Source organism: Klebsiella sp. I138 (assembly GCF_051131765.1).
GTDB lineage: Bacteria > Pseudomonadota > Gammaproteobacteria > Enterobacterales > Enterobacteriaceae > Klebsiella.
Genome location: NZ_CP180447.1, coordinates 5063575 through 5084712, shown reverse-complemented (window position 1 = coordinate 5084712; position 21138 = coordinate 5063575). Strand labels below are relative to the sequence as shown.

Genomic DNA, 21138 nt, shown 5'->3' with positions numbered 1-21138 from the left:
GGGCAGTGCGCCACGATGAACAGAACGCTTAGCGTTATTTTCATGACTATCTGGCTCGATGCGGTGGGTATCGGGCTCATTTTCCCGGTTCTCCCGCAGCTGCTTAAATCGGTCATGCAGACGGCGGATATCGCGCCCTACATTGGTATTCTGGCGGCGCTGTATGCGCTGATGCAGTTTATCTTCGCCCCGCTGCTCGGGGCGCTCAGCGATAATTTCGGCCGGCGGCCGGTACTGCTGGTCTCCCTTGCCGGCGCAGTGGTCAACTATCTGATGATGGCGTTTTCCAGTCACCTCGGGCTGCTGCTCATCGGGCGGGCCGTTGCCGGGCTGACCAGTGCGAATATCGCGGTGGCGATGGCGTGGCTGACGGATATTACGCCAGCGGAAAAGCGTGCCGGCCGTTTTGGGCTGTTTAATGCCACCTTCGGCGCTGGTTTTATTATTGGCCCGGTTCTCGGCGGGCTGTTGGGAGATTATGACCTCCGGCTGCCGTTTATCGTCGCCGCAGTTCTCAACGGCGGCAACATGTTGCTGGCTTTTTGCATCTTGAAGGAATCCCGTCTTCCGGCGAAACGAAAAATGACGCTTGCCGGGCTGAATCCGCTGCGGCCCATGCGCTGGCTCTTTTCCGCCAAAAATCTGCTGACCATTGCGCTGGTGTTCTTTTTCCTGAGTGCTACCGGTGAGGTCTATGGCACCTGCTGGGCGCTGTGGGGGCAGGATATGTTTCAATGGAACGGCGCATGGATTGGCCTGTCGCTTGCGGCATTTGGCGTGTGCCAGACGCTGGCGCAGGCTTTTTTACCCGGCCCGGCCACCCGGCGACTGGGTGAACGCGGGGCGATTTTATGCGGTATCGCCTGTTCGTGCACGGCGCTGATCGTCCTGTCGATGACCCAACAAAGCTGGATGGTCTTCGCCGTCATGCCGCTGATAGCGCTTGGCGGTATTGGTACGCCCGCGCTTCAGACATTGGCTACCCGCCAGGTGCATGCCGACCAGCAGGGGCAGTTGCAGGGCGTGCTGGCGTCAACCGTCAGCCTGGCCTCAATTGTCGCTCCGCTGGTCTTCTCCAGCTTATATTTCGGTGTGCGTACGGCGTGGCCCGGCGCTATCTGGCTGTCGGTGGTGGTTCTCTACGTCTTTGCGCTACCGCTAATCTTCCGCTGTACGCGCACGCAATCGTAGATTTCCGTCAAACTGCAGGCGAAAAAAAAGCTGGCGCATAACGCGCCAGCCTGCGAGGTTTCCGTTGCCGTCAGGCGTCAGAAGCCGGGTTTTGTGCGGTTTTATTCTGGGTATTTGCCAGCATCCGGCGCACCGGGACGATCAGCACGCAGAGTACGGCAGCACAGATCAACAGCGCAATCGAGCAGCGTGCGAAGAGGTCCGGCAGCATATCCAGCTGGTCAGCCTTCACATGGCCGCCGATCAGGCCCGCCGCCAGGTTACCCAGCGCGCTGGCACAGAACCACAGCCCCATCATCTGCCCACGCATTCTTTCCGGCGCCAGCAGCGTCATGGTGGCCAGGCCAATCGGGCTCAGGCACAGCTCGCCGAGAGTCAGCATCAGAATACTGCCGACCAGCCAGAACGGTGATACACCGGTCCCGCCGTTGCTCAGCACGTGCTGAGCTGCCAGCATCATCAGGCCAAAGCCCGCCGCTGCGCAGAGAATACCGATGACGAACTTGGTGATGCTGCTCGGACGGAGGCCTTTACGCGCCATGGCCGGCCACGCCCAGCTAAACACCGGTGCCAGCAGAATAATAAACAGCGCGTTGATTGACTGGAACCAGACGGCCGGGATCTCAAAGTCGCCGATCATACGGTTGGTATAATCATTGGCAAACAGGTTGAATGACGTGGGTTTCTGCTCAAATGCGGACCAGAAGAAGGCGGCAGAAACCAGCAGGATAAAGCACACCAGCAGACGCGCGCGCTCTTTGCGGCTCAGTCCGGCAAAGGCAAACAGATAGATAAAATAGAGCACGACCGACGCGGCAATCACGTATACCAACATGCTGGCCACGGCGACAGGGTTGACCACAATCACGCCTTGTGCAATCAGCGCGATAACAACTGCGGCACCCACCGCCAGCGCCAGCAGCCATGCGCCTACACCGTTTTTCTTCACTACCGGGCTGTTCCAGGTTGAATCGAGCCCAACCTCGCTGTCGTAGCGCTTCATCGCCGGGACCGCAAAGACCCGGAAGATAACCAGCGCCACCAGCATCCCGATACCGCCGATGCCAAAGCCCCAGTGCCAGCCGTGTGATTTAATCAGCCAACCGGAAATCAGCGGCGCGATGAACGACCCTATATTGATGCCCATGTAGAACAACGAGAATCCACCGTCGCGACGCGCATCGCCTTTCTTGTATAGCGTACCGACCATGACCGAGATGCAGGTCTTAAACAGGCCAGACCCCAGCACGATAAACATCAATCCGATAAAGAACAGATTGTCGCCCATCACGGCAGACAGGGCGATCGACAGGTGACCCAGGGCTATCAGAATCGACCCGTACCAGACAGCTTTTTGCTGGCCCAGCCAGTTATCCGCCAGCCAGCCGCCCGGCAGCGCCGCCAGGTACATACTGCCCGCGAAGATACCGACGATTGCTGAGGCATTTTCACGTGCCAGCCCCATCCCTCCGTCGTAAACGGTGGCGGCCATAAACAGGATTAATAAGGGGCGAATACCGTAAAACGAGAACCGCTCCCACATTTCGGTAAAGAACAACGAACCTAGCGGATAAGGATGGCCCAGGAAGGTCCGGTTTTCATTTTTATTCACAGAGGAATGCATAACTTCTCCAGATAAGGTGCGCCGCAGCACAGAGAGACTGCGGAAAGCGTGTTGACCCTTTTTACACGGGACAATCATTTACATGAGGCGTGATGTTTTTTAACTATTTGATAACCAGATTCTGGTTTTGTCTAGCCCCTCAACCCCATCTTTTAGATGAAAAGTCGACAAACGTCTACTTTTATAGATTTAAAGTTGGCTAACACCAAAATGTGATTGACATCTCAAATGCGAACAATGAGATTAATTATTTTTTTATAAACAATAAGTTATGTGAATTGATATTCACACTCATGACCGGTGCAGGGTGGCAATATAACGCGATAAAAAGTAGGGTAAATACGCGGTTGGTCTTCACTATGGCAGGAAGTATCGATAAATCGTGCTCTTGATTTTTTAGTCAGATGACGGTGCCCTGGCACACGAGCGAAGGTGAGCCAAACGGCAGAAAATATGGCGCGACAGCGGAGTCAGACTGCGCGCTTTGTACGCATTTCTGGTATCTATTTTAACCTGTTGCAGGTTCCAGCAAAGGTAGCGCCCTGTTCCAGATGATTCTATGACGCTATGCTACTACTTTGCTGATGAGCGACCCCAATTCCTCCTGACATAGATGCTGAAAAAATGCGCCACCTGACTCATCTGAAGAGAATATTGCGCCGCGATAATATGCGCATGCAGGCCATGGAGAGCCTCCGTTCGCTGGGTCTTGAGAGCGGCTGGATTGGCGCAGGCTTCGTCAGAGATGCCGTCTGGGATGATCGACACCGCCATGGAACCTGCCCAATCACCGGCGATGTCGATGTACTTTTTTGGGCGGAGTCTCACTCCGATACTGCGATTGAAATACACCTCGAGCAGCGGCTCAGGCATCTGTCCTGCGCATTCGACTGGTCCGTGAGGAATCAGGCAAGGATGCATATCCGCAACGGCGATACCGCCTATGATGATATCGCCGACGCGATGCGCTACTGGCCTGAAACGGCCACCGCGGTGGCCGTTAGATTAAATGCGCATGCCGATATTGAGGTGCTGGCGCCTTTCGGCCTCGACGATCTTTTTGGACTCATCCTCAGGCCAACGCCTCGCTTTCAGGGTGAGAAATATGGTCAGTTTCAACAGCGTATTGCAGAAAAACAGTGGCTGACCCGCTATCCCCACCTACAGCTGCTGCCACGATAAACCGTCGAACTTCCCCACGGCGCCGAATGCTAAGGCCAGTTTCGGTTTTGCAACACCACCCGATAGCCGTCATCATCGACAAAGGTTTTCCCGTTCGTATCCCAGTAGGGATTAAAGGCACTCACCGCACGAAACCCCGCGTCCTCCATTCTTCCGCATGCCTGCAGCCAGTCTGTTTTATCGGGGTAATAGAGCACAAGCAGGTCTTCATCCGTCGGCGCGGGCTGTCGCGGATGATCGGGACAATGGGTGAACTCAATATGCCAGGACAGCTCAGGATGGCCCACCATTATCCCACTAAAGCCGTCATGGTCGGTGAAATCGGCAATCTGTTGAAGCCCTAATCCTTGAGTGTACATGGTACAAGTACGTCCCAGATGGGTAACGGGTCGGGCAATACGCATATGGCTGAACATCATGCCGGGCTCCTGAGGGGAAATGGGCTAGCGGGAAGAAGATATAGACGCTAAATGTACCCGGGTTTCAGGCCGGAGTTTGTCCGTCAGAGCCCTCGATGCCACAACATAAATCGTCTACCTGGATTATCGCGGGACAAGGTCACACTTTTCGGAAGAAATCATATCCATACAAAAAGAAGGTGTTATGATTCACCCGCTAAATCCTTTTCAACTCATACCGAGGCTTTGATGCTGGAGAATGTCATCATCTGATAATCAGCTTACCGACCTTTTCAGGCCGGACTGATTATCAATGCGCTGAAATCGAATGCGGACACCGCTGTGTGTTTGCACGTTTTGCACATGATGATGAACAGGTTTTCCAGTATGAATTTATCCCGTCAGGAACAACGTACCTTACACGTTCTCGCCAAAGGTGGACGTATCGCGCACATTCGCGATGCTTCGGGCCGCGTCACCGCCGTTGAATGCTACAGCCGCGAAGGGCTGGTGCTGGCCGACTGCACGCTGGCTGTCTTTAAAAAACTCAAAACCAAAAAGCTGATTAAATCCGTCAACGGTCAGCCCTATCGTATCAACACGACCGGCCTGAACAACGTTCGCGCCCGGTTAGATAATCGCTAAGGACACAGACATGGATATCCCACGAATTTTCACCGTTAGCGAAAGCAATCACCGTATCCATAATCCGTTTACGCCCGAGAAGTACGCGACCCTGGGCGCAGCGCTGCGTATGAAGCCCGAAAGCCATATTCTCGACCTCGGCAGCGGTTCCGGTGAGATGCTCTGCACCTGGGCACGCGATTTCGCCATTACCGGCGTTGGTATCGATCTGAGTCCGTTATTCACGCAGCAAGCGGTGCGGCGGGCTGAGGAGTTGGGCGTCGCCGGGCGCCTCGAATTTATCCACGCCGATACTGCGAGCTACCTCGCCGACAGGCAATGCGACGTGGCAGCCTGCGTCGGTGCGACCTGGATCGGTGGCGGCGTCTGCGGGACTCTCGCGCTGCTGAGCCAAAGCCTAAAAGCAGGTGGAATAATGCTTATCGGCGAACCGTACTGGCGCCGGGTGCCCACGACGCAAGAGATAGCCAAAGCGTGCGGTGCCACCTCTGATGCCGATTTTCTGACCCTGCCCCAGCTTGTCGCTTCTTTCGGCGATTCCGGCTATGACCTGGTGGAAATGGTGCTGGCCGACCAGGACGGCTGGGACCGCTACGAGGCGGCTAAATGGTTGACGATGCGCCAGTGGCTGGAGGCAAACCCCGATGATGATTTCGCCACGGAAGTCCGCGAGCAACTCACGGCTTCGCCTGAACGCCACGTGGCCTTCACGCGCGAATATCTTGGCTGGGGGGTATTCGCGCTGATAGCGCGCTAAGAGGTACAGGCCGGAATAGCCTGACAGACTATTCCGGCCCTTGCGCACGAACGCTCCGGCTTCTCCGTGCTGTCCGTGTTCAAACTGCCTGCACTCATTACGCCTGCCGGGACAGGCTCTTATTCTTATTATTTGCTGGCTATCTCCACCGGGCTATCGCTATGACGAAGATACGTTTAACGATAAAACCAAAAATATTATTATCACAACCTTATCAATCCAATTAAATTCATTCACATCAATCATACATTCGACAACAACAAGGAAATATAACAAACCGAACAAAAATAACACTTACCCCCGCCGACTCTTAATTATGGCTTTAGGAAAATCTTATTTGTTAAACATGCATATTTGCGATATGTTTAAAGCCACTCCGTTGTCAAATGGACTTCATATAACCTGGCTTACATAGCTTTTTGATTAGAGCGCTATTACCATGACTTTTTTTCAAGATGAATAGAATTAACAAAAACGAACAATTTACTATCAACTCAAATGTTGAATTTATCCCTTCAAGGAGGGAGCTGGTCGACGTTCATCGCAGTATAAAAATCAGGCTACAGGTACCTGCAAGCTTATGTTTTAAAAAGCTACTGGATGAGAATGGCAATATTGTTTCTCAACAAGAGCTGATTCTTTGCGGGTGGGGACCAAAACGTAACCGTAGTATTAATACTAATACTTTTTATCAGAGCATCTTACATCTCAGAAGAAGTCTGGCTAAAGTAGGTTTAAACGATGTCATTGATACCGTACCCCGGCATGGTTTAAAGCTTAACGCTAATATCCACATAGACATAACATACTGCACGGGCAGGTTAGCGGATAATGCACTGGATACTCCCATCTCAGAGCCGGAAAATAACGAGATCATTGCTGATGTTACCCCCTCCCCCTCTAATGATGACCGTGTCTGCCGTTTAAATACTCTGGATTTGAACGCCGACAACCCAACCTCCGGCTCTGAACTATCTGATGATATCGTCGCTGAAGAAACGACACCAGGCACGGTAACAGATACGGGTATATCAAACTCTATATTAAAGAAAGGGTCGGCATTATACTTAAAGTACATACTCATCCTTTTAATCCCTGTCTTTTTAATCTACGCCGCTTATCATTACCCCGACCAGTCACCGCAGGCTTTTGAAGACTACGTTCAGCTCAATGACACCTCTTGCAATATATTCAGTCAGGATCGGCACCTCACACGCGTTGAAATAAAAGACTTATTGCAACAGGCTGGCGTGACATGCCGTAGCAACGCCACCATTTTCCTGACGGTTTCACCACTAAGTTCGCAACTCAATATAGCTTACTGCTCTGAGTATGTTAGCAAAAGACAAAACTGCCAAACTATTACCGTAATGAAAGATATCAAGGTAAAGAATGAAAATTAAAACCACAAATATTGCTTTTTTTACATTTGCGATCGTAATCATCATCGCCGCTTACTTTTTCTTTCAGCATAAACTATTACCTGGACGTAAAGACGTTATCTCATGCCAGAGTCGGCACACCCTGATTCATGGCGATTTTGAGCTTCATGCTAACTATGCGTTTACTTTTAACGGTAACAAAGGTGAACTAAGCATTAGCGGCATTACCACTGAAGGCGGAAAACATTTTCAGATAAGCCGGGCGATCTATTTTTCATATCTCAAATCAAATAACACTTACACTCTAAAAAGCCAGCATATTGAGAACCTGAGTGCAGACAAAAGCCTGGACAGCAATATAAACCGCCATTTCCCTTCGTTCTTTTATGAACCAGAGAAAAACATCACCCTTAAAATTATGGATGATAAATATCACAATAAGGTCATTTTTTTGTACAATATGCCACTATATTACTGCAATGTCCGGGTATAACCACAAAAAGCCTCATATTGTGCAGATAAAAGGCCGTCATCCACGGCCAGCATTCAATCAAGCATTCTTTTTATTAGTTTTATCCCCTGAGCATGAACGCCTGACTCAGTGAAATTTTGCGGCACTCGCTGTCTATTCGTAAACAATGGTGAAAGTAACAGGGACTTCCACCGCGCCGGCGGTCATGTTGCCATTTAACCGGAACAGTCGGGCGCTGATGTCAAACGCTCTGGGAGCAAGTGTGCTCACCTTGCCGCCAAGTAACACTGCAGTTGTCGGGCCAGGTGTGATCACGCTGCCATTTCGCATCAGTTGCCCCCCCCCCACGTTTGCAGCATAGCCGCCCCCTGAAGCATTTCTGAACACTGTCCGATAGGTACCGCCTGTCGTCCCCTCAAAGGCGAGAGCGGGGACAAGATTATAATCCTCACAGGTCAGGCTGATGCTGAAAGTCGTTTCATTTTGGGTATCACCCGGGTTCATAAACCGCTACTTATCAGTGGTCTCCAGAGAAACCTCTGCAGGGTAGTCCCTTACTTCACAGGAAGCGGCGGTAACATCTACGTCACTGAAGTAGATATTTAACAAGGTCAGAGATCCGGCTTTAACACTGCCAAATAACCCCGAAGGAAGAGTTTCTGAATTAACTGAGCCGCCGGCTTGATAGGCATAAATATTAATATTACTCCCCCCTGCAAAATGATATCTGACCAGGGGAGTAGTCCATTACGCTCAGAAAAACGGGTGCCGTTCAAGACATAGATCTCGTCTACTGTATATGAAGTTGGTCCTCCACTGGTCACATTGGGGTACGTCCAGTAGTCAGAAGGCCTGGAGGAGCGAAAATAAAACCCGACGCAAACGTCATTATTTGGCCGGATAAATTGAAAAGTATGAGTTTGCTAATCATGTTCCAGACGAAAAATCACCACTCTCAAGCGTTATAATGTCGCTGCCAGAAGTACACTGAATGATATCATCACTGGCTCTTGACGCGCCCGTCATCGCCGCAAGACTTGCGCCGGAGTATAGTCTCGATGGAGGATATAACTTAACTGTGAACTCCCCACCAGGCTGATTGGCGGTAAAGAAAGAAGAAAAGCAACACCACAGAGACAAGGCGTGTATTTAAAAGTCATTATCCGGCTCCAGGAAAAGACCAGCGAAGCAAGCAGCATCCACCGGTCGCCACCAAGGGTTATCAGCTGTAGTCGAGGGTGAACGTCACATCGACATCAATATCACCACCGTTTTTTGCCGTAGCGGTATCGCTGACCACATAAGCATTGAAATTGCCGGTTGCCAATGGCACTCCGTCGCCCAGGAGAGGGATGCCGGTATTGCTGGTTGATATGCCGGTGGTGTAGTCAGTGCCGGTAGCACCCGCGTCTTCAATATGGATACCAATGCCAGGAAGGCCGGAGACAAAGGGCTCCGGTCGGGCAGAAGAGCCCAGGGTGGTTCCGGAGAAGGTAATTTTCGGCGCCGCGTCAACGGCGCACTCCGTCAGTACGATGCTAAATGGCGTACTGACCGTAGAGGATCCGGCAGCAGCTAAGGTCACATTACCGATCTGCCCAAAATCAACGGTACCTCTGGTTGAGGACGAACCGGCCGTATTATTTACAGAACATGCCGCCGCAGAGATGGTGCCGATAAAATTAATGGTACCGTCTGCTGCATTTGCTGAACTTAATAAACCGGTGGCAGCCAAAAGCACTGCAATTATACCGAAACGATTTAACTTCATATTGTTGTATCTTGTGAAATATTCAGATAATAAAAATACTGAACGGTAATTAATCCGGGCATTCATAAACACAGAAAATAATGACGCATAACACCAGCGTAATAAACGCATTAATCCCAAAGCCAAATCAGAATAACCACTATTTTTTTAAATTAACATTTAAAGTAAATTTGTTATTTTTATTTTCGCACCAAATAAAACCTAAAAACACATTCAACACAATCTTAAGTTTCATTTGAAAATCTCACATTGAATTGATAAATAACAATGCTCTCACAAAAGAAACTATCCACAAACGGTTTTCAGCACATACCAGGAACTATCCACCAAAGGGAGGCCTCATTCACCTTATGGGGGCAATTCACGTGAGCTACAAAAACCGCAGAACAACAAAACGACATATTCTGATAAATTCTTGCTCGAGAAAATACAGGTTAGAATTATAATTAAACAGCAGGGAAACGTTATTTTTCAGGGCGAATGTTTTTTAAGGCAGGATTGTGAGGCATGGGATAATAGACAGGTACACAACTATCCACCATGTAAAATATGCTGAAAGGTCAGTAAAATGATTATACCAATACAGGTAACATGAACCGGTATATCCTTATATTAAGGATATACCGGTGGCTGGTAACAGGCCTTACACTTAGAATAAAGAAAAGATTAGGAGTAGCATTGTGAAGAAAGTGTTCTCCTTACTGGTAGGTAAAGGTAAACGTGGTCGAGGCGGTGACATCGCCACCCTGTATATTCGCTCCGCCGTTATAGTAATAATGCGCTTTGAAAGACAACGTCTCTGTATCTTTTGCATCAGCAACCGCCAGGAAGGTCTGCTCCAGAGTGACGGGATTATCGCCATACATCATCTGTATGCCGACTGAGTTACCAGCGGCACCCGCACCTGTGCTCTGATTTTCCAGTACATCATGATGGCCAGTCATGGGGGTACCGTCGAATGTCACTGAGACTTTCGTCTGGGGGACAGTTTAGCCCTATATTAAACGCTTCCCCGTCTGAATATCTTCCGGGATTATTTATTGACGCCGTATTTTTGACTCCGGACAGCGTTACGATCTGATTGGGGTTGGTTACGGCACATCCCTTTTTTAATAATATACATTCCAATCTATCCTCTATCTACACAGCACCGTCAAGCTTCGAATCCCGGATGTAACCGCCTCATCAGGCACCTGGAATGCAGCCCGACACTGCTGCCCTGCGCCCTTACCCCAGTGAACATCCAGTTCTCCCAACTCCGGCAGACCTGCCAGATACACCTGGCCACCATCCCCCACGATATAGCCCTGATCTGTGTTTTTCCCCACCAGCGTCACCGTGGCACCAAAGGGTACTACCTGCCCCCCGGCACGGCTCAACACCATTAAAGCTCGGACTCCCACGCTGGTTTGATAGTTCGCTTTGACAACGGCCCCCCGGGTCGGAATGACCGTCTGCGACACTATCGCCACCTCTGTGTCATCACCCATTGTTTCCGTATTCAACGTGACGGTATTCTTGCGATAAGGGCTGCTGTAGGGCAGCACCGTGTAGCCCCTGAAGTCTGTTCTCACACCTGTCTGATTATTCACTGAAACCCCTTTCGCACCAGGTGCTGCCACCAGAACTATCGTTTCTCCCAGCGACTGGGAGAGCGTTATCCCTTCACCGTGAGCCACGATCCCCCCCTGAAGACCATAATTCAGACGACGGCTGAACTTGTCATAGCTGTAGCCCCCGTTCACTTCGCCGTAGGTCGCCCGCCAGTCCACATTCATTCCGCCACTGTTTCCCTGGCTTCTTGTGCCGTAACCCTGCTGTACACCCCAGCTCAGATTGCTGTCCTCCAGCGCCGTGCCGTTCAGGCTCACGCTGTGCGTGGTACTCCCTTTCCGGCTGCTGTTCATCATGTACCCCGCATACAGGGAACGGCGATTATCACGACCAAACAGCCTGTCTAACGGGGCACTGATATTGAATGAAATCAAATGGTCCGTATTGCCTGAGCCGCCTCCGCTATTGCCGCCCTGGCCTGAATTTCGGTTATAGGTATAGCTCAGTCCGTAGCTAATCCCCTCCCAGGCGCTGTTGTAACTTGCCCCAAGCGACTCCAGACGCCTGTTAGTGCTCCAGTAATCTTCGCGAATCGCGTTTAGCGACAGGCTGCCGAGCGTTGAACCCAGGCTCTGGGCCAGAGTTATTTCAGCGCGGTTACGCCGGCGCTCCTGTAGCTGCCAGGTATATCCTCTGCGCTGGGTATCCATCACTTCCTGCATGCTCCAGTAGCCATTCGTGGCATATCGGTAACCGGCTATCGTGAAGTTCGTCCCGGTACTTAGCACGTTCTTGCTGTAACGGGCGCGAAAGGAACGCCCGTTCTCTTTTTCCTGGCCCTGCCGCCTGGACCAGGCCTGAGTGACGTCAATGGAGAAAGCCCCCAGCGAGCCCAGGTTCTTCCCTGATCCCAAAGCCAGTGACTGATAAACGCTGGAAAACTGCCCCCCGCCATAGGCGGTTATTCCGGCAGGTAGCCCGTAAATGACCGTACCCTGGGTAAAAGGCGTTTTGTCCACCTGGCTGTCATAAGACCGATAGATGCCGGATGTCAGGCTGTACTTCAGGTGCCCTTCGCGCTGCAAGACCGGAAGAGAGGCATAGGGGATCACCAGATTCTGTTCACTGCCGTCAGACTCTTTTATCGTGACATATAAATCTCCACCCCCCCCCGTTGGGTACATGTCGGTAATTTCGAAACTGCCGGGGGAAACGTAGGTCTGGTAAATGATATACCCACTCTGGCGAACAGTGACCTGAGCATTGCTCCGCGCGATCCCGCGTATGGACGGTGCATAACCCCGCAGAGATTCAGGTAACATCTCATCATCTGATGCCAGCTGCCCACCACGAAATGGCACACTGTCGAATACGTCTGACGGGCTGGTACTGTCCCCGAGCAGCAGCTGGCTGCGCAGTGATTTAATATCACGCTGAAGGTAGGTATACACCGTGTCCCACTTGTTAGTGGTGTTGCCCCCTTGCTGGCTACTGCGGGCCCAGGTGGTGTAGTTACGCAGACGCCATGGTCCGATATTCAGCCCCGGGCGCAAGTTGACATATTGACTGTTACTGTCGCTCCCCTGACCGCTTCGGGGAGAATTGCTTGCGCCGTTGAGGCTGTAGTTCAACAGGGCGGCGGGAATGCCATCATCCCATAAACGCGGGTCAACCCAGCCGCGGGCGGAGTTACTGACCGCAGCCTGGGGGAAACTCAGCAGGAGTTGCTGTTGGCTGAAGCGAAATTCACTGGCTGCCTGGGGAATGGCCGCCAGCCGGGCGCAACTCTCCCCCGCCGTGCCAAGCGCCGGGAACTTCCCGGTCAGAACGCCCCATTTAGCGAGGTCATCAACTGGAATACAGGGGAATAACTGACTTTGGCCGTTCGGCGCATTAACTGCCCGGAACTCAACCATACGGGTATCGACTTTTTCATTATTCAGATAGATATCCACCCGATAATTACCAGGAGTCTGCCCACCTTCGCTTTCAAACGCAGACAGATCTGCTGACGCATCTCCCGCCGCATCTCCCGCCATCCCTCGTTCCAACAGAGCTGGGTTAAAATAGTCCCGGGCACAGGCATTCGTACTTGCTCCAGCTTGCAGGAGCAGCGCCATTGCCACAAGAACCGCAACCTTGCTTAACTGGATCCTAAGGTGCTGATTATTCTTGTTATCCATCCCTTAACTCCTCCATGTTTTTACCGACCGTCGATTAATGCGAAGTGGTGTGTTCCGGCCCTACGCCGCCGTAATCCGTGATCAGCTTCCAGCTCACCTGTCCGGCAGCACCTGCCGGAATCGTAAACGTCGCCTCGCTCATCGGCAGCACCCAGGTGACATCCTGGACGTCGCGGGATCCCACCTTGATCTCATAAAAATTCATCACAAATGGCGTTGGGTTAGTGACGGTCACTTTATTGCCAGAGACGCGCCAGCTCAGTTTGTCTGCCTGCGCTTCAGGTACGCCCGTCAGCGCTGCCGGACGATAGATCAGCTTGATACGGTTTTTCACCGCAATCTGCAGGGTGTTGACGTTGTCCTGCTGGCTGCCTCTGGGAATCGATTTCACACTGAGCCAGAACAGGGATTCACGGTCCTCCGGGAGATTGCCGCCGACGCGGACAATACGCAGGACGTTTTGCTGGTTGCCTTCCAGACGAAACAGTGGAGGAGTGACGATAAAGGGAGCTTTCTCGGTACTATTTTCACGCACTTCAGTCCATGACTGAATGAGATAGGGGGCAGAGGTTGAGTTAGTGACGCTCAGAGACGCCTCTTTTCGGCTACCGTCATAAATCAGACGCGTACCACCAACGGTGACACCGCCTGACCCTGCGGCATACGCCAGCTGCCCCCCCAAAATGACGGAAAGCACCAGGGTTTTGAACCAGATATTCATAACGTCAAGGACTCCATTACTGAACGGAAAGTAGACCGGCAGTCGCCGGTCCACAGAACCAATCTCCCGAACCCAAAGTGATTCAGGAGAGAGATTTTAGTTGTAGTTAATGGTGAAGTTAGTGGAGGCGTTTGCCGGACCGGTACCCACTGTCGCGGCTGTAGAGGTATAACGGGCCTTAAAGTCGAGGTTATTAGCACCAGCAACCAGTGGATATTCCATTGAAGCCGTATTCATTGGGATCGTTGCAGATTTGACATCGAGTATCTCAACACCAACACCGGTCGCCACGCCCGTCTCATCGGTAAGCGCCAGGAAATCGGCATTGTCGAGATGAGGTGCGCCATCAAATTTAACTTTGGCTTTAGTGGCCGCGACCGGACAGGCGGTCAATGCAAGAGTAAATTTAGTCGTGGAGGCAGAAACACCGACGCCGGTAAATGCAGATTTAGCCACTGATCCCAACGTGACGGTCAGTGGGTTAGTGGGGTTATTTGTCACCGTGCAGGTTTCATCGGTAATTTTACCAACAAACTTAACTTGCCCGTCATATGCCAGAGCAGACGCAGATAAAGTACCAGCAATAATAGCAGTAGCAATAATATTAAACTTCTTCATTCATATTCCCTTTTGTATGGAGCAAGCTCCTGATATATAGCCCACACTCAATAGTGCAGACTCGCTAAGACAAACACTTGGTAATAAACATCCCAACACTAAATTTATAATGCCCAGAACAGCCGAACAGGATTAACTATCGAGCGTTAAAAATAGTAACCAATCGCCTTGAATAGTTTAATTAAAATTAGTTTTTGTACTTTCAACCAACTCTCTTACCTACACACTTCTCCCGGCACACTCATTTGCAACCCGCAGATATACATTGAATCTTAAGAAAAAAATGACAATGCCGCGGCTTTAAAGAAATCGCAAAAAATTCAAATGCAAAAGAAAAAATAAGTTACAGGCAAAAAATATAAAAATTGACCTCAGCTGTATTTACCATCCCACTTCATTTCCGATGAAGACAAGTTCAAGCACGCAAATGCAATTTCAACTTAATATATACTTGATAGCATTAACAATATCAAAGCTAACAAGGTTACATATACATTATTCTGATGATTTATTTAAACAACCATGGGGGTTATTTAATTTATGAATTAAACACGATAAATTAATATGAAAAACATATTAATGAAGACTCATTTATTTTCTGATCTGAACTCAGGCCTACCTATGACGTTCAGCGCATCAACTGGTTCATAATCGTCATTTCATCCACCCAGAATATTTTTCAATAGTCAGAGAGACAAGATCAGCTATATCCTGGCGCGGGCCGTTGGATAGTTTAGCAGTAAGGGGTCTACTATCGAGTGGCAAGATATCCGTTTTCAATCAACCGGACACGTTCGCTGTTCTACTATTATCGGACGTCATACTTTGAATATCGATGGAGAAATTTTTACTTCTAAAACGAAGCTCAGCAATGCATCTGTCACCTTTTTTACTCCCGCGGTTTTCCACCATCGATAACGCCTGGTTTATTATATGCACCAATGGAAGCGAAAACTCTATCCGCCGAGTGGGTATTCCGCGCAGAAAATATTTTGCAAATCTTACCAACATGAGATTTTCAGCCCGGAGCCAGTACAGTGATTCTTTCACTTGTGACCCTACATGCTACATTTGACTGCCAAATACATCGCGCCAGGAAGGGCACCTGCCCCCCTTTTTTATTATTGAATATACCCCCCATTTTTTTGACACGCTATATGAGTACAATACTGGTATAGAGCCCTCTCTTCCCCTGATGACAAAAAGAACGACTCCTCTCCAGTTAAATTTCATTCTGTTGATCGTTTAATCATCGAAAAGGCTTAGATTTAAAAATTTATTTAATGTAGTTTCTTTATTTTTTATTAGTGAACTAACGTAACTGAGCTTCTGGGATGATACTAGCCGTGATAACCTTCCGACTTCATGAACAGTAAGAACTGAACAAAAACAAAAAAAATGCAAATAAAAACAAACAATTACACAATCACATACAGAGGAAACCTTTGGCTGACAACTGCCAGCAGTGCAAACGAAAACCTTTTTTGAGGAAAACAAATAAAATTTCAATTTTAATTTCAGATACAAACGCTAACATTAAGTTCTCACATACTGAAATTTTCCAGGAAGGATCAGAGAGTATGAGAACGATGAGAGCGACGAAACCGCACTACTCGGCTTGTTCTACATAGTTAGTTGAACCACTCTTTACAGCTTACAGGAACCCACTACGATGATTAGTAGAAAATATTATTAAACAGAAAATGCGTTCAGGGGAGAAGGGATGAAAAGTCATATAAAAATAGATTATTTTATAAAAAATATATTTTTTTATTATTTATTTTCTCATCAGAGAAGCAAAGATAACAGAATTCTGAAGTCAAAAAATCACACTGCCTTCGCTTGAAGTTTAGTACCCGGTGTTCTTATGCAGAATGTTTTTCAATTGTCGATATGTCATTCATTGCTTTAGAATAAATCATTCATTTATATTTTTATACCATCGATTATCAACGCAGACTGGTCTCCATTTAAACAACACACAATGAGTTATTGCCAGACACAAATAACCACAGGCCATGTAATATATTGTTTTATTTGTAAACACCTCTACTGAGGAAGATTTTATGTTTAACTTAACAGGAATGACAGTAAAGACAACCGGCCAGGCATTAATAATTTAAGGTGAAAATATAAGCAACATGAATAATAACGGACATACTCCACAGATAAGAATTAGCGAGCATCTGCTGTTTATTGTCTCCAGGCGGGAGCTCGTTGACACAGTTACCTCAAAGAAAATCAAACTGCAGGTACCTGCCAGCCTGTGCCTGGAAAGATTACTCCTTAAGAGAGGCGAGATTGTCTCGCAGGAAGAGTTAATTCTGTGTGGGTGGGGAGAAAAACGTAACGCCAGCGTCAGTGCAAATGCTTATTACCAGTGTATACTCCATCTAAGAAAATCATTTAATAACATTGGATTATCTGATTTTATTGTCACCGTCCCGCGCATGGGGTTAAAAGTCAGTGACAGTATCGCCATTGAGTATCTTCCTGAATCGGTGAGTTTTGCCGCGACTCAACTCCCTGACGTCCCCCCAGCCACGTTCCGCGAAGGAACAGAAAGTAACGATATGCTGGCGTCCTCTTCACAAAGCAAAGCGGTATTGCGGCTTAAAGATTCGCCACAACCTGCGACGACTCAGAAAACACTCGTTGTGCATGAAGAGGCAAGTAAGAGGACTTCACTTTATCTCATAATATCCACATTTATGCTTATCACGCTGATAGCTGCTGAGATTTTTATTTTATTAGTTGACCATGATAATTCCGCCATGGCCTTTAAAGATTATGCGCGAATAAGCTCTGGCACATGTAATATTTATGTTTCAGATAAAAATATTTCGACTGATTTTATCATCAATACACTTCACCAGGCGGGGATAACGTGCACGAAAAATGCCACAGCTCTGGTAACGTCATCTCCGATGGGGGCACGAATGAATATAATGTACTGCCAGGTATACTCTGATAAAAATAAAAACTGCCGTTCATTAACTATTATGAAAAATATTTGAGCATAGAATGAATAAAAAAAATTATATTTTAATCACTATCGCGCTATTTGTTATAACATCTGGCACGGTATTGTTTTTCTACCACAGCGCCAACCAGGCGCAGATCCTTTCATGCCAAAGTCGCCATACCTTACTCCACAGTGGGTTTACGCTTGACGCCACCTATAGTTTTATTTTCGGTGAAAAAGATGGCGAGCTGAATATAAATGGTATTGCAACCGAAGACGGTGAATCACATCAGGTCAGTCGCTTAATACACTACTCTTATCACAAAGAACGTTCCGTTTACAGTCTGCAAAGTACTAACGTCGAATATCTTAGCAGAGATAACAGCAGAGACAGCAACGTAGACCATCACTACCTTTCTTTTTTCCGCGAAAAAGGGAAAGCGCTAACCTTAAAGATAGAAAGAGATATCCATGGCGTTCCCGTAATATATATGCATGACATCCCAATTTTCTATTGCGGAAAAAGAGATAAAAATCAACCGTAACCGAAAAAATGAAAGCACTCAGTGATGGCAAGTAGTGGCAGACCAACTCTGTCCACCTGAACAAAGGCAATACTCTTGCCTGAACACGGGGCTATCAACACGATACAAATAAGACATATCGATTATAGCGACTGACCGTCATAAAACCTCATAAGAAAATCTAAGATAAACAAATAGAGTCAACATAACCCATTGACTTAAAATATCTTACAATCTTGTAAGATAAAATAAAACTATTAAAGCTTTACTCATTTGAAGTTACTCAAATTTTTATTTAATTTTTATGTGTCAAGACAGGATAGATTCATCAAATATAAAATTTTATCCGACCAGGCGGTTTTACAAACTGTTCAAGTTAGGAGGTGAAATCGTTAACAAAAGATATAAATATTGAAGGGTGAATTTTCATTTCTGTAGCGGGGGCCTGGATGTTTGTAGCTGAGAAGGATTTTGTTTTCAATTTGTACTGCTGTTCCTTCGGGAAAGATTCGCAGGTCACATATCATGCTGGAAGTGGCTATATTGCCGGACTGCGGGGTGAAATAAGGGTGAGAAGAACAATGGAAAATCTTCTTATCTACTTATTAGAAAATGCTCACGGCGCGGTCGTCAGTGATGAATCACTAATGTTGAACGTGTGGGAAGAAAATTCATTAAGTTCATCGACTCAAAGATTAGGACAGGTAATTAAAGCCCTGAAAAACATCATTGTTAAAGCTGGGATAGAAGAACCTGTAATCTTCAGGCTCCCTGGCCGGGGCTATACTTTAGACAGCGGATTAGTATTCCCAATGTACTCTAAAAATCATAAACCTGTTCGCAGGTATTAGTTTCAACATTCATCGGGAGCATACCTTGCCAGTTTCTCTGTATCTTTACAGTGAGGACCTATACTTCTCACTTGGCGTAAAAACACTGTGTGAAAAGCAGGAAGTAAACTTTCACTCTCTGGATCAGAATGTCAATGCAAATTTAAATTGTAGCTATGACAACGACATTTTACTTATTGATGCCGAAAGTATTCTGCTTGAAAATTATGATGCCATATTTAAAATCAGCGAACTGTTTGAACATAAGTTTATTACTTTTGATCGATATAGCCCTGGTGGGTTGCATGAATGGTATGAGAGAGAGGACCGTTATATCTCAAAAAAAATCACCAGTACCTGCCTCGACCTTATATTACATAAAAAAATACGGCCCAAAAAAGTATTCTTAACCTTGCAGGAATCTATTTTACTTGATGATTTAATTAAAGAAAACACTCCATGCTTCGTTTCAAATTTTAGAGGTATAAGTATAAAAAACATCTACCAAAAAAGAAAACGCATTCTGGATAAATGTGGGTTTGATATACATACCCCAAGAAATGTTTTGAATAGCTATTTGTTGTATCGTATGCATGGTTCGTGATTGAAAAATCACTCATGCAAACACGCAAATACAATAGACAGACTGCGCTTACTTTAACAAATATATAACTGGCAATCAGGACATGACCAACAACCAGCTAACCGAGTGATAAATATTACCTTATTACTCGGTATAACAAGCAGTCGAACATAAGTACATGTTGATCCGTAACGGCGGAGTTGGCGATAACATAGTGGAGTACACGATGGAGAAGAAAGAAAATGACGCTGTAGCTGAAAAAAGACAAGGCAATGATATTGATATGTTATTTTACTCAAATGTCAAACGTCTACAGTTACTTGAAAATGCCATCATTAATTATTGTGACGGGATAGCGATGCTTGAGTTAAAATCCAGAATTCATGCACAACGCTTAGCAAAAACAGACAGGTCCTCAGCGTTATTTCTAGTAGATATTTCAACATATCTTCATGAAGTATCTAAATTTATCCAGCGGTAATTTAACAGGGATAGCCCAGGGATTTAGAAAAACTAAAAAAAGCCAGGCAATGTTTACATCCCTTTACTTCCAGCAAGGTCAACCAAATATAAAAAATATCGTAAAATGATATTCACCACTGTTAAAATACAGCACCAACATCTTACTCTTCTCTCGCAAAACACCAAGAATCGCGCAGCGAACTAGCGGCAGAGAAGAACTTATTCATGGCCGTTTCTGGTCCCACATTCCGGGTCGGGAATTTATTATAAAGCATCGTTTAAAGACAAAGGAATCTGCTGAGTGGTGATCATCTCTATTACATACAGGTAAATGGTATGGTTAGACAGCAAACTGTGAAGGATATACTGGAATGGATCGAACTGAACCTCGAAAAACCACTTTTAATCGACGATATTGCGCGTAAATCCGGCTACAGCCGACGTAATATTCTATTGCTGGTGAGAAATATGGTGGGGATACCATTAGGATCCTACATCCGGCAACGACGATTATGCCGGGCCGCGATGCTGGTCAGACTGACATCCATGACCATCGGCGATATCGCACTACGACTGCATTTTGACTCACAGCAGACTTTTAGCCGGGAATTTAAAAAACGCTTTGGCTGTACGCCAAGAGAATACCGTAAGCGAGATGACTGGGATCTTGAGTCTATCTGTACGAACTGGTTAACCCGACAGACAGACCTGCCAGACTGCCATCTGATCATGCTGACAGAAATGCATTTCAGCGGGAGTGTATTTTCCTATCACACAACAGTTGGGGAAACACCGCCAAAAGATGAAATCACCTATCGTCGCACGCAGCTGACGAAACAGTTAGCCCGCTGGAAAAAAGACATTTACTGTATGAACCGTTTTCAGAACTCCAGCCGAAATATCAATGCGATAGCCGTCGAAAGTCATATAGGCACCTTAATCTCCGGCGCTAAGATGCCGACAATAGGTTCGTTTTCCTTGCCTGGCGGAATGTATGCCATGTTTCACTATGAAGGGCCCTGGGCTGAGTATGTCAATCTACCCCGCCGGTTCTATCTGGAAGCATTACCTGCCGCAGGACTCGTACGAACGCAGGGTTGCGACCTTGAACATTTCCGGGCTGCTGGTACGCGCCTTGGCGAGAAGTCGGACTGGGTTGATGTGGATTTGTATATTCCGGTTCGTAATAAAACCGCATGCGTGGATGAGCCAGTAGCGGCGAGTGAATATATAAGCCCTCAGAAAAAACGACAAGAAGATGAACACACTTAGAGGG

At 47.6% G+C, this 21138-nt stretch carries 20 protein-coding genes; 12 read left to right on the top strand and 8 right to left on the bottom strand.

Annotation, left to right across the window (positions count from 1 at the left end):
* The first annotated feature begins 15 nt into the window (after positions 1 to 15).
* Positions 16 to 1191, top strand: coding sequence for a TCR/Tet family MFS transporter (locus tag ACMYSK_RS23840; protein WP_434638904.1), 1176 nt, complete (start codon positions 16 to 18; stop codon positions 1189 to 1191).
* 70 nt (positions 1192 to 1261) lie between these two features.
* Here the strand turns inward: ACMYSK_RS23840 and ACMYSK_RS23835 are convergent, their stop codons facing one another.
* The gene (locus ACMYSK_RS23835; protein ID WP_434638903.1) at positions 1262 to 2815 is read right to left on the bottom strand and encodes a peptide MFS transporter; all 1554 of its coding nucleotides are present in this window, start codon (positions 2813 to 2815) and stop codon (positions 1262 to 1264) included.
* Between the two features lie 624 nt (positions 2816 to 3439).
* Between ACMYSK_RS23835 and ACMYSK_RS23830 the strand changes: the two genes are divergently transcribed.
* Positions 3440 to 3997 (top strand): nucleotidyltransferase family protein, encoded by a 558-nt coding sequence (locus tag ACMYSK_RS23830; protein ID WP_434638901.1) that lies wholly within the window; start codon positions 3440 to 3442, stop codon positions 3995 to 3997.
* 29 nt (positions 3998 to 4026) lie between these two features.
* Here the strand turns inward: ACMYSK_RS23830 and ACMYSK_RS23825 are convergent, their stop codons facing one another.
* Positions 4027 to 4416 (bottom strand): VOC family protein, encoded by a 390-nt coding sequence (locus tag ACMYSK_RS23825; protein WP_434638900.1) that lies wholly within the window; start codon positions 4414 to 4416, stop codon positions 4027 to 4029.
* 366 nt (positions 4417 to 4782) lie between these two features.
* Here ACMYSK_RS23825 and ACMYSK_RS23820 point away from each other — a divergent pair, with 366 nt between their 5' ends.
* The 4 genes from ACMYSK_RS23820 (at position 4783) to ACMYSK_RS23805 (ending at position 7672) form a co-directional block, all read left to right on the top strand.
* Positions 4783 to 5040 (top strand): YjhX family toxin, encoded by a 258-nt coding sequence (locus ACMYSK_RS23820; RefSeq protein ID WP_434638899.1) that lies wholly within the window; start codon positions 4783 to 4785, stop codon positions 5038 to 5040.
* A 10-nt stretch (positions 5041 to 5050) separates the two neighbouring features.
* Positions 5051 to 5797: an SAM-dependent methyltransferase gene (locus ACMYSK_RS23815; protein ID WP_434638897.1), complete on the top strand. Its 747-nt coding sequence runs from the start codon at positions 5051 to 5053 to the stop codon at positions 5795 to 5797.
* 455 nt (positions 5798 to 6252) lie between these two features.
* Positions 6253 to 7200, top strand: a complete 948-nt coding sequence (locus tag ACMYSK_RS23810; protein WP_434638896.1) for a winged helix-turn-helix domain-containing protein — start codon at positions 6253 to 6255, stop codon at positions 7198 to 7200.
* The gene (locus ACMYSK_RS23805) at positions 7190 to 7672 is read left to right on the top strand and encodes a hypothetical protein (protein WP_434638895.1); all 483 of its coding nucleotides are present in this window, start codon (positions 7190 to 7192) and stop codon (positions 7670 to 7672) included. Before ACMYSK_RS23810 ends, ACMYSK_RS23805 begins: the two co-directional genes overlap by 11 nt.
* Positions 7673 to 7804: 132 nt before the next feature.
* Here ACMYSK_RS23805 and ACMYSK_RS23800 read toward each other — a convergent pair whose 3' ends face one another.
* The 6 genes from ACMYSK_RS23800 to ACMYSK_RS23775 form a co-directional block, all read right to left on the bottom strand.
* Positions 7805 to 8155 carry a fimbrial protein gene (locus ACMYSK_RS23800; protein ID WP_434638894.1) on the bottom strand — a complete coding sequence of 117 codons (351 nt, stop codon included), beginning with the start codon at positions 8153 to 8155 and terminating at the stop codon, positions 7805 to 7807.
* Positions 8156 to 8873: 718 nt separating this feature from the next.
* On the bottom strand, positions 8874 to 9533 hold the full coding sequence (locus ACMYSK_RS23795) for a fimbrial protein (protein WP_434638893.1): 660 nt from the start codon (positions 9531 to 9533) through the stop codon (positions 8874 to 8876).
* Between the two features lie 587 nt (positions 9534 to 10120).
* Positions 10121 to 10366 (bottom strand): fimbrial protein, encoded by a 246-nt coding sequence (locus ACMYSK_RS23790; protein WP_434638892.1) that lies wholly within the window; start codon positions 10364 to 10366, stop codon positions 10121 to 10123.
* A gap of 192 nt (positions 10367 to 10558) precedes the next feature.
* Complete coding sequence (locus tag ACMYSK_RS23785; RefSeq protein WP_434638891.1) at positions 10559 to 13159, bottom strand: fimbria/pilus outer membrane usher protein; 2601 nt, start codon at positions 13157 to 13159, stop codon at positions 10559 to 10561.
* Positions 13160 to 13193: 34 nt separating this feature from the next.
* Positions 13194 to 13880, bottom strand: coding sequence for a fimbria/pilus periplasmic chaperone (locus ACMYSK_RS23780; RefSeq protein ID WP_434638890.1), 687 nt, complete (start codon positions 13878 to 13880; stop codon positions 13194 to 13196).
* Between the two features lie 96 nt (positions 13881 to 13976).
* A complete protein-coding gene (locus tag ACMYSK_RS23775) occupies positions 13977 to 14498 on the bottom strand; it encodes a fimbrial protein (protein WP_434638888.1) in 522 nt (173 codons plus the stop codon).
* 2141 nt (positions 14499 to 16639) lie between these two features.
* Here ACMYSK_RS23775 and ACMYSK_RS23770 point away from each other — a divergent pair.
* From ACMYSK_RS23770 to ACMYSK_RS23745, 6 genes are all read left to right on the top strand, one after another.
* Positions 16640 to 17515, top strand: coding sequence for a winged helix-turn-helix domain-containing protein (locus ACMYSK_RS23770; protein WP_434638887.1), 876 nt, complete (start codon positions 16640 to 16642; stop codon positions 17513 to 17515).
* A gap of 7 nt (positions 17516 to 17522) precedes the next feature.
* On the top strand, positions 17523 to 18008 hold the full coding sequence (locus ACMYSK_RS23765) for a hypothetical protein (protein WP_434638886.1): 486 nt from the start codon (positions 17523 to 17525) through the stop codon (positions 18006 to 18008).
* 428 nt (positions 18009 to 18436) lie between these two features.
* Entirely contained in the window at positions 18437 to 18838 is a 402-nt protein-coding gene (locus tag ACMYSK_RS23760) for a winged helix-turn-helix domain-containing protein (protein ID WP_434638885.1), read from the top strand.
* Between the two features lie 25 nt (positions 18839 to 18863).
* Positions 18864 to 19421: a hypothetical protein gene (locus ACMYSK_RS23755; RefSeq protein WP_434638884.1), complete on the top strand. Its 558-nt coding sequence runs from the start codon at positions 18864 to 18866 to the stop codon at positions 19419 to 19421.
* 205 nt (positions 19422 to 19626) lie between these two features.
* Positions 19627 to 19881, top strand: coding sequence for a hypothetical protein (locus ACMYSK_RS23750; protein WP_434638883.1), 255 nt, complete (start codon positions 19627 to 19629; stop codon positions 19879 to 19881).
* A gap of 317 nt (positions 19882 to 20198) precedes the next feature.
* Entirely contained in the window at positions 20199 to 21134 is a 936-nt protein-coding gene (locus ACMYSK_RS23745; RefSeq protein ID WP_434638881.1) for a helix-turn-helix domain-containing protein, read from the top strand.
* The last annotated feature ends 4 nt before the right edge of the window (positions 21135 to 21138 follow it).

Coding starts and splice junctions, on each gene's coding strand:
- ACMYSK_RS23820 (WP_434638899.1), top strand. CDS start 4,783: ATGAATTTATCCCGTCAGGAACAACGTACCTTACACGTTCTCGCCAAA.
- ACMYSK_RS23785 (WP_434638891.1), bottom strand. CDS start 13,159: ATGGATAACAAGAATAATCAGCACCTTAGGATCCAGTTAAGCAAGGTT.
- ACMYSK_RS23810 (WP_434638896.1), top strand. CDS start 6,253: ATGAATAGAATTAACAAAAACGAACAATTTACTATCAACTCAAATGTT.
- ACMYSK_RS23835 (WP_434638903.1), bottom strand. CDS start 2,815: ATGCATTCCTCTGTGAATAAAAATGAAAACCGGACCTTCCTGGGCCAT.
- ACMYSK_RS23815 (WP_434638897.1), top strand. CDS start 5,051: ATGGATATCCCACGAATTTTCACCGTTAGCGAAAGCAATCACCGTATC.
- ACMYSK_RS23790 (WP_434638892.1), bottom strand. CDS start 10,366: ATGACTGGCCATCATGATGTACTGGAAAATCAGAGCACAGGTGCGGGT.
- ACMYSK_RS23760 (WP_434638885.1), top strand. CDS start 18,437: ATGTTTGTAGCTGAGAAGGATTTTGTTTTCAATTTGTACTGCTGTTCC.
- ACMYSK_RS23795 (WP_434638893.1), bottom strand. CDS start 9,533: ATGCGTTTATTACGCTGGTGTTATGCGTCATTATTTTCTGTGTTTATG.
- ACMYSK_RS23780 (WP_434638890.1), bottom strand. CDS start 13,880: ATGAATATCTGGTTCAAAACCCTGGTGCTTTCCGTCATTTTGGGGGGG.
- ACMYSK_RS23750 (WP_434638883.1), top strand. CDS start 19,627: ATGGAGAAGAAAGAAAATGACGCTGTAGCTGAAAAAAGACAAGGCAAT.
- ACMYSK_RS23745 (WP_434638881.1), top strand. CDS start 20,199: ATGGTTAGACAGCAAACTGTGAAGGATATACTGGAATGGATCGAACTG.
- ACMYSK_RS23800 (WP_434638894.1), bottom strand. CDS start 8,155: ATGAACCCGGGTGATACCCAAAATGAAACGACTTTCAGCATCAGCCTG.
- ACMYSK_RS23775 (WP_434638888.1), bottom strand. CDS start 14,498: ATGAAGAAGTTTAATATTATTGCTACTGCTATTATTGCTGGTACTTTA.
- ACMYSK_RS23770 (WP_434638887.1), top strand. CDS start 16,640: ATGAATAATAACGGACATACTCCACAGATAAGAATTAGCGAGCATCTG.
- ACMYSK_RS23765 (WP_434638886.1), top strand. CDS start 17,523: ATGAATAAAAAAAATTATATTTTAATCACTATCGCGCTATTTGTTATA.
- ACMYSK_RS23840 (WP_434638904.1), top strand. CDS start 16: ATGAACAGAACGCTTAGCGTTATTTTCATGACTATCTGGCTCGATGCG.
- ACMYSK_RS23830 (WP_434638901.1), top strand. CDS start 3,440: ATGCGCCACCTGACTCATCTGAAGAGAATATTGCGCCGCGATAATATG.
- ACMYSK_RS23825 (WP_434638900.1), bottom strand. CDS start 4,416: ATGATGTTCAGCCATATGCGTATTGCCCGACCCGTTACCCATCTGGGA.
- ACMYSK_RS23805 (WP_434638895.1), top strand. CDS start 7,190: ATGAAAATTAAAACCACAAATATTGCTTTTTTTACATTTGCGATCGTA.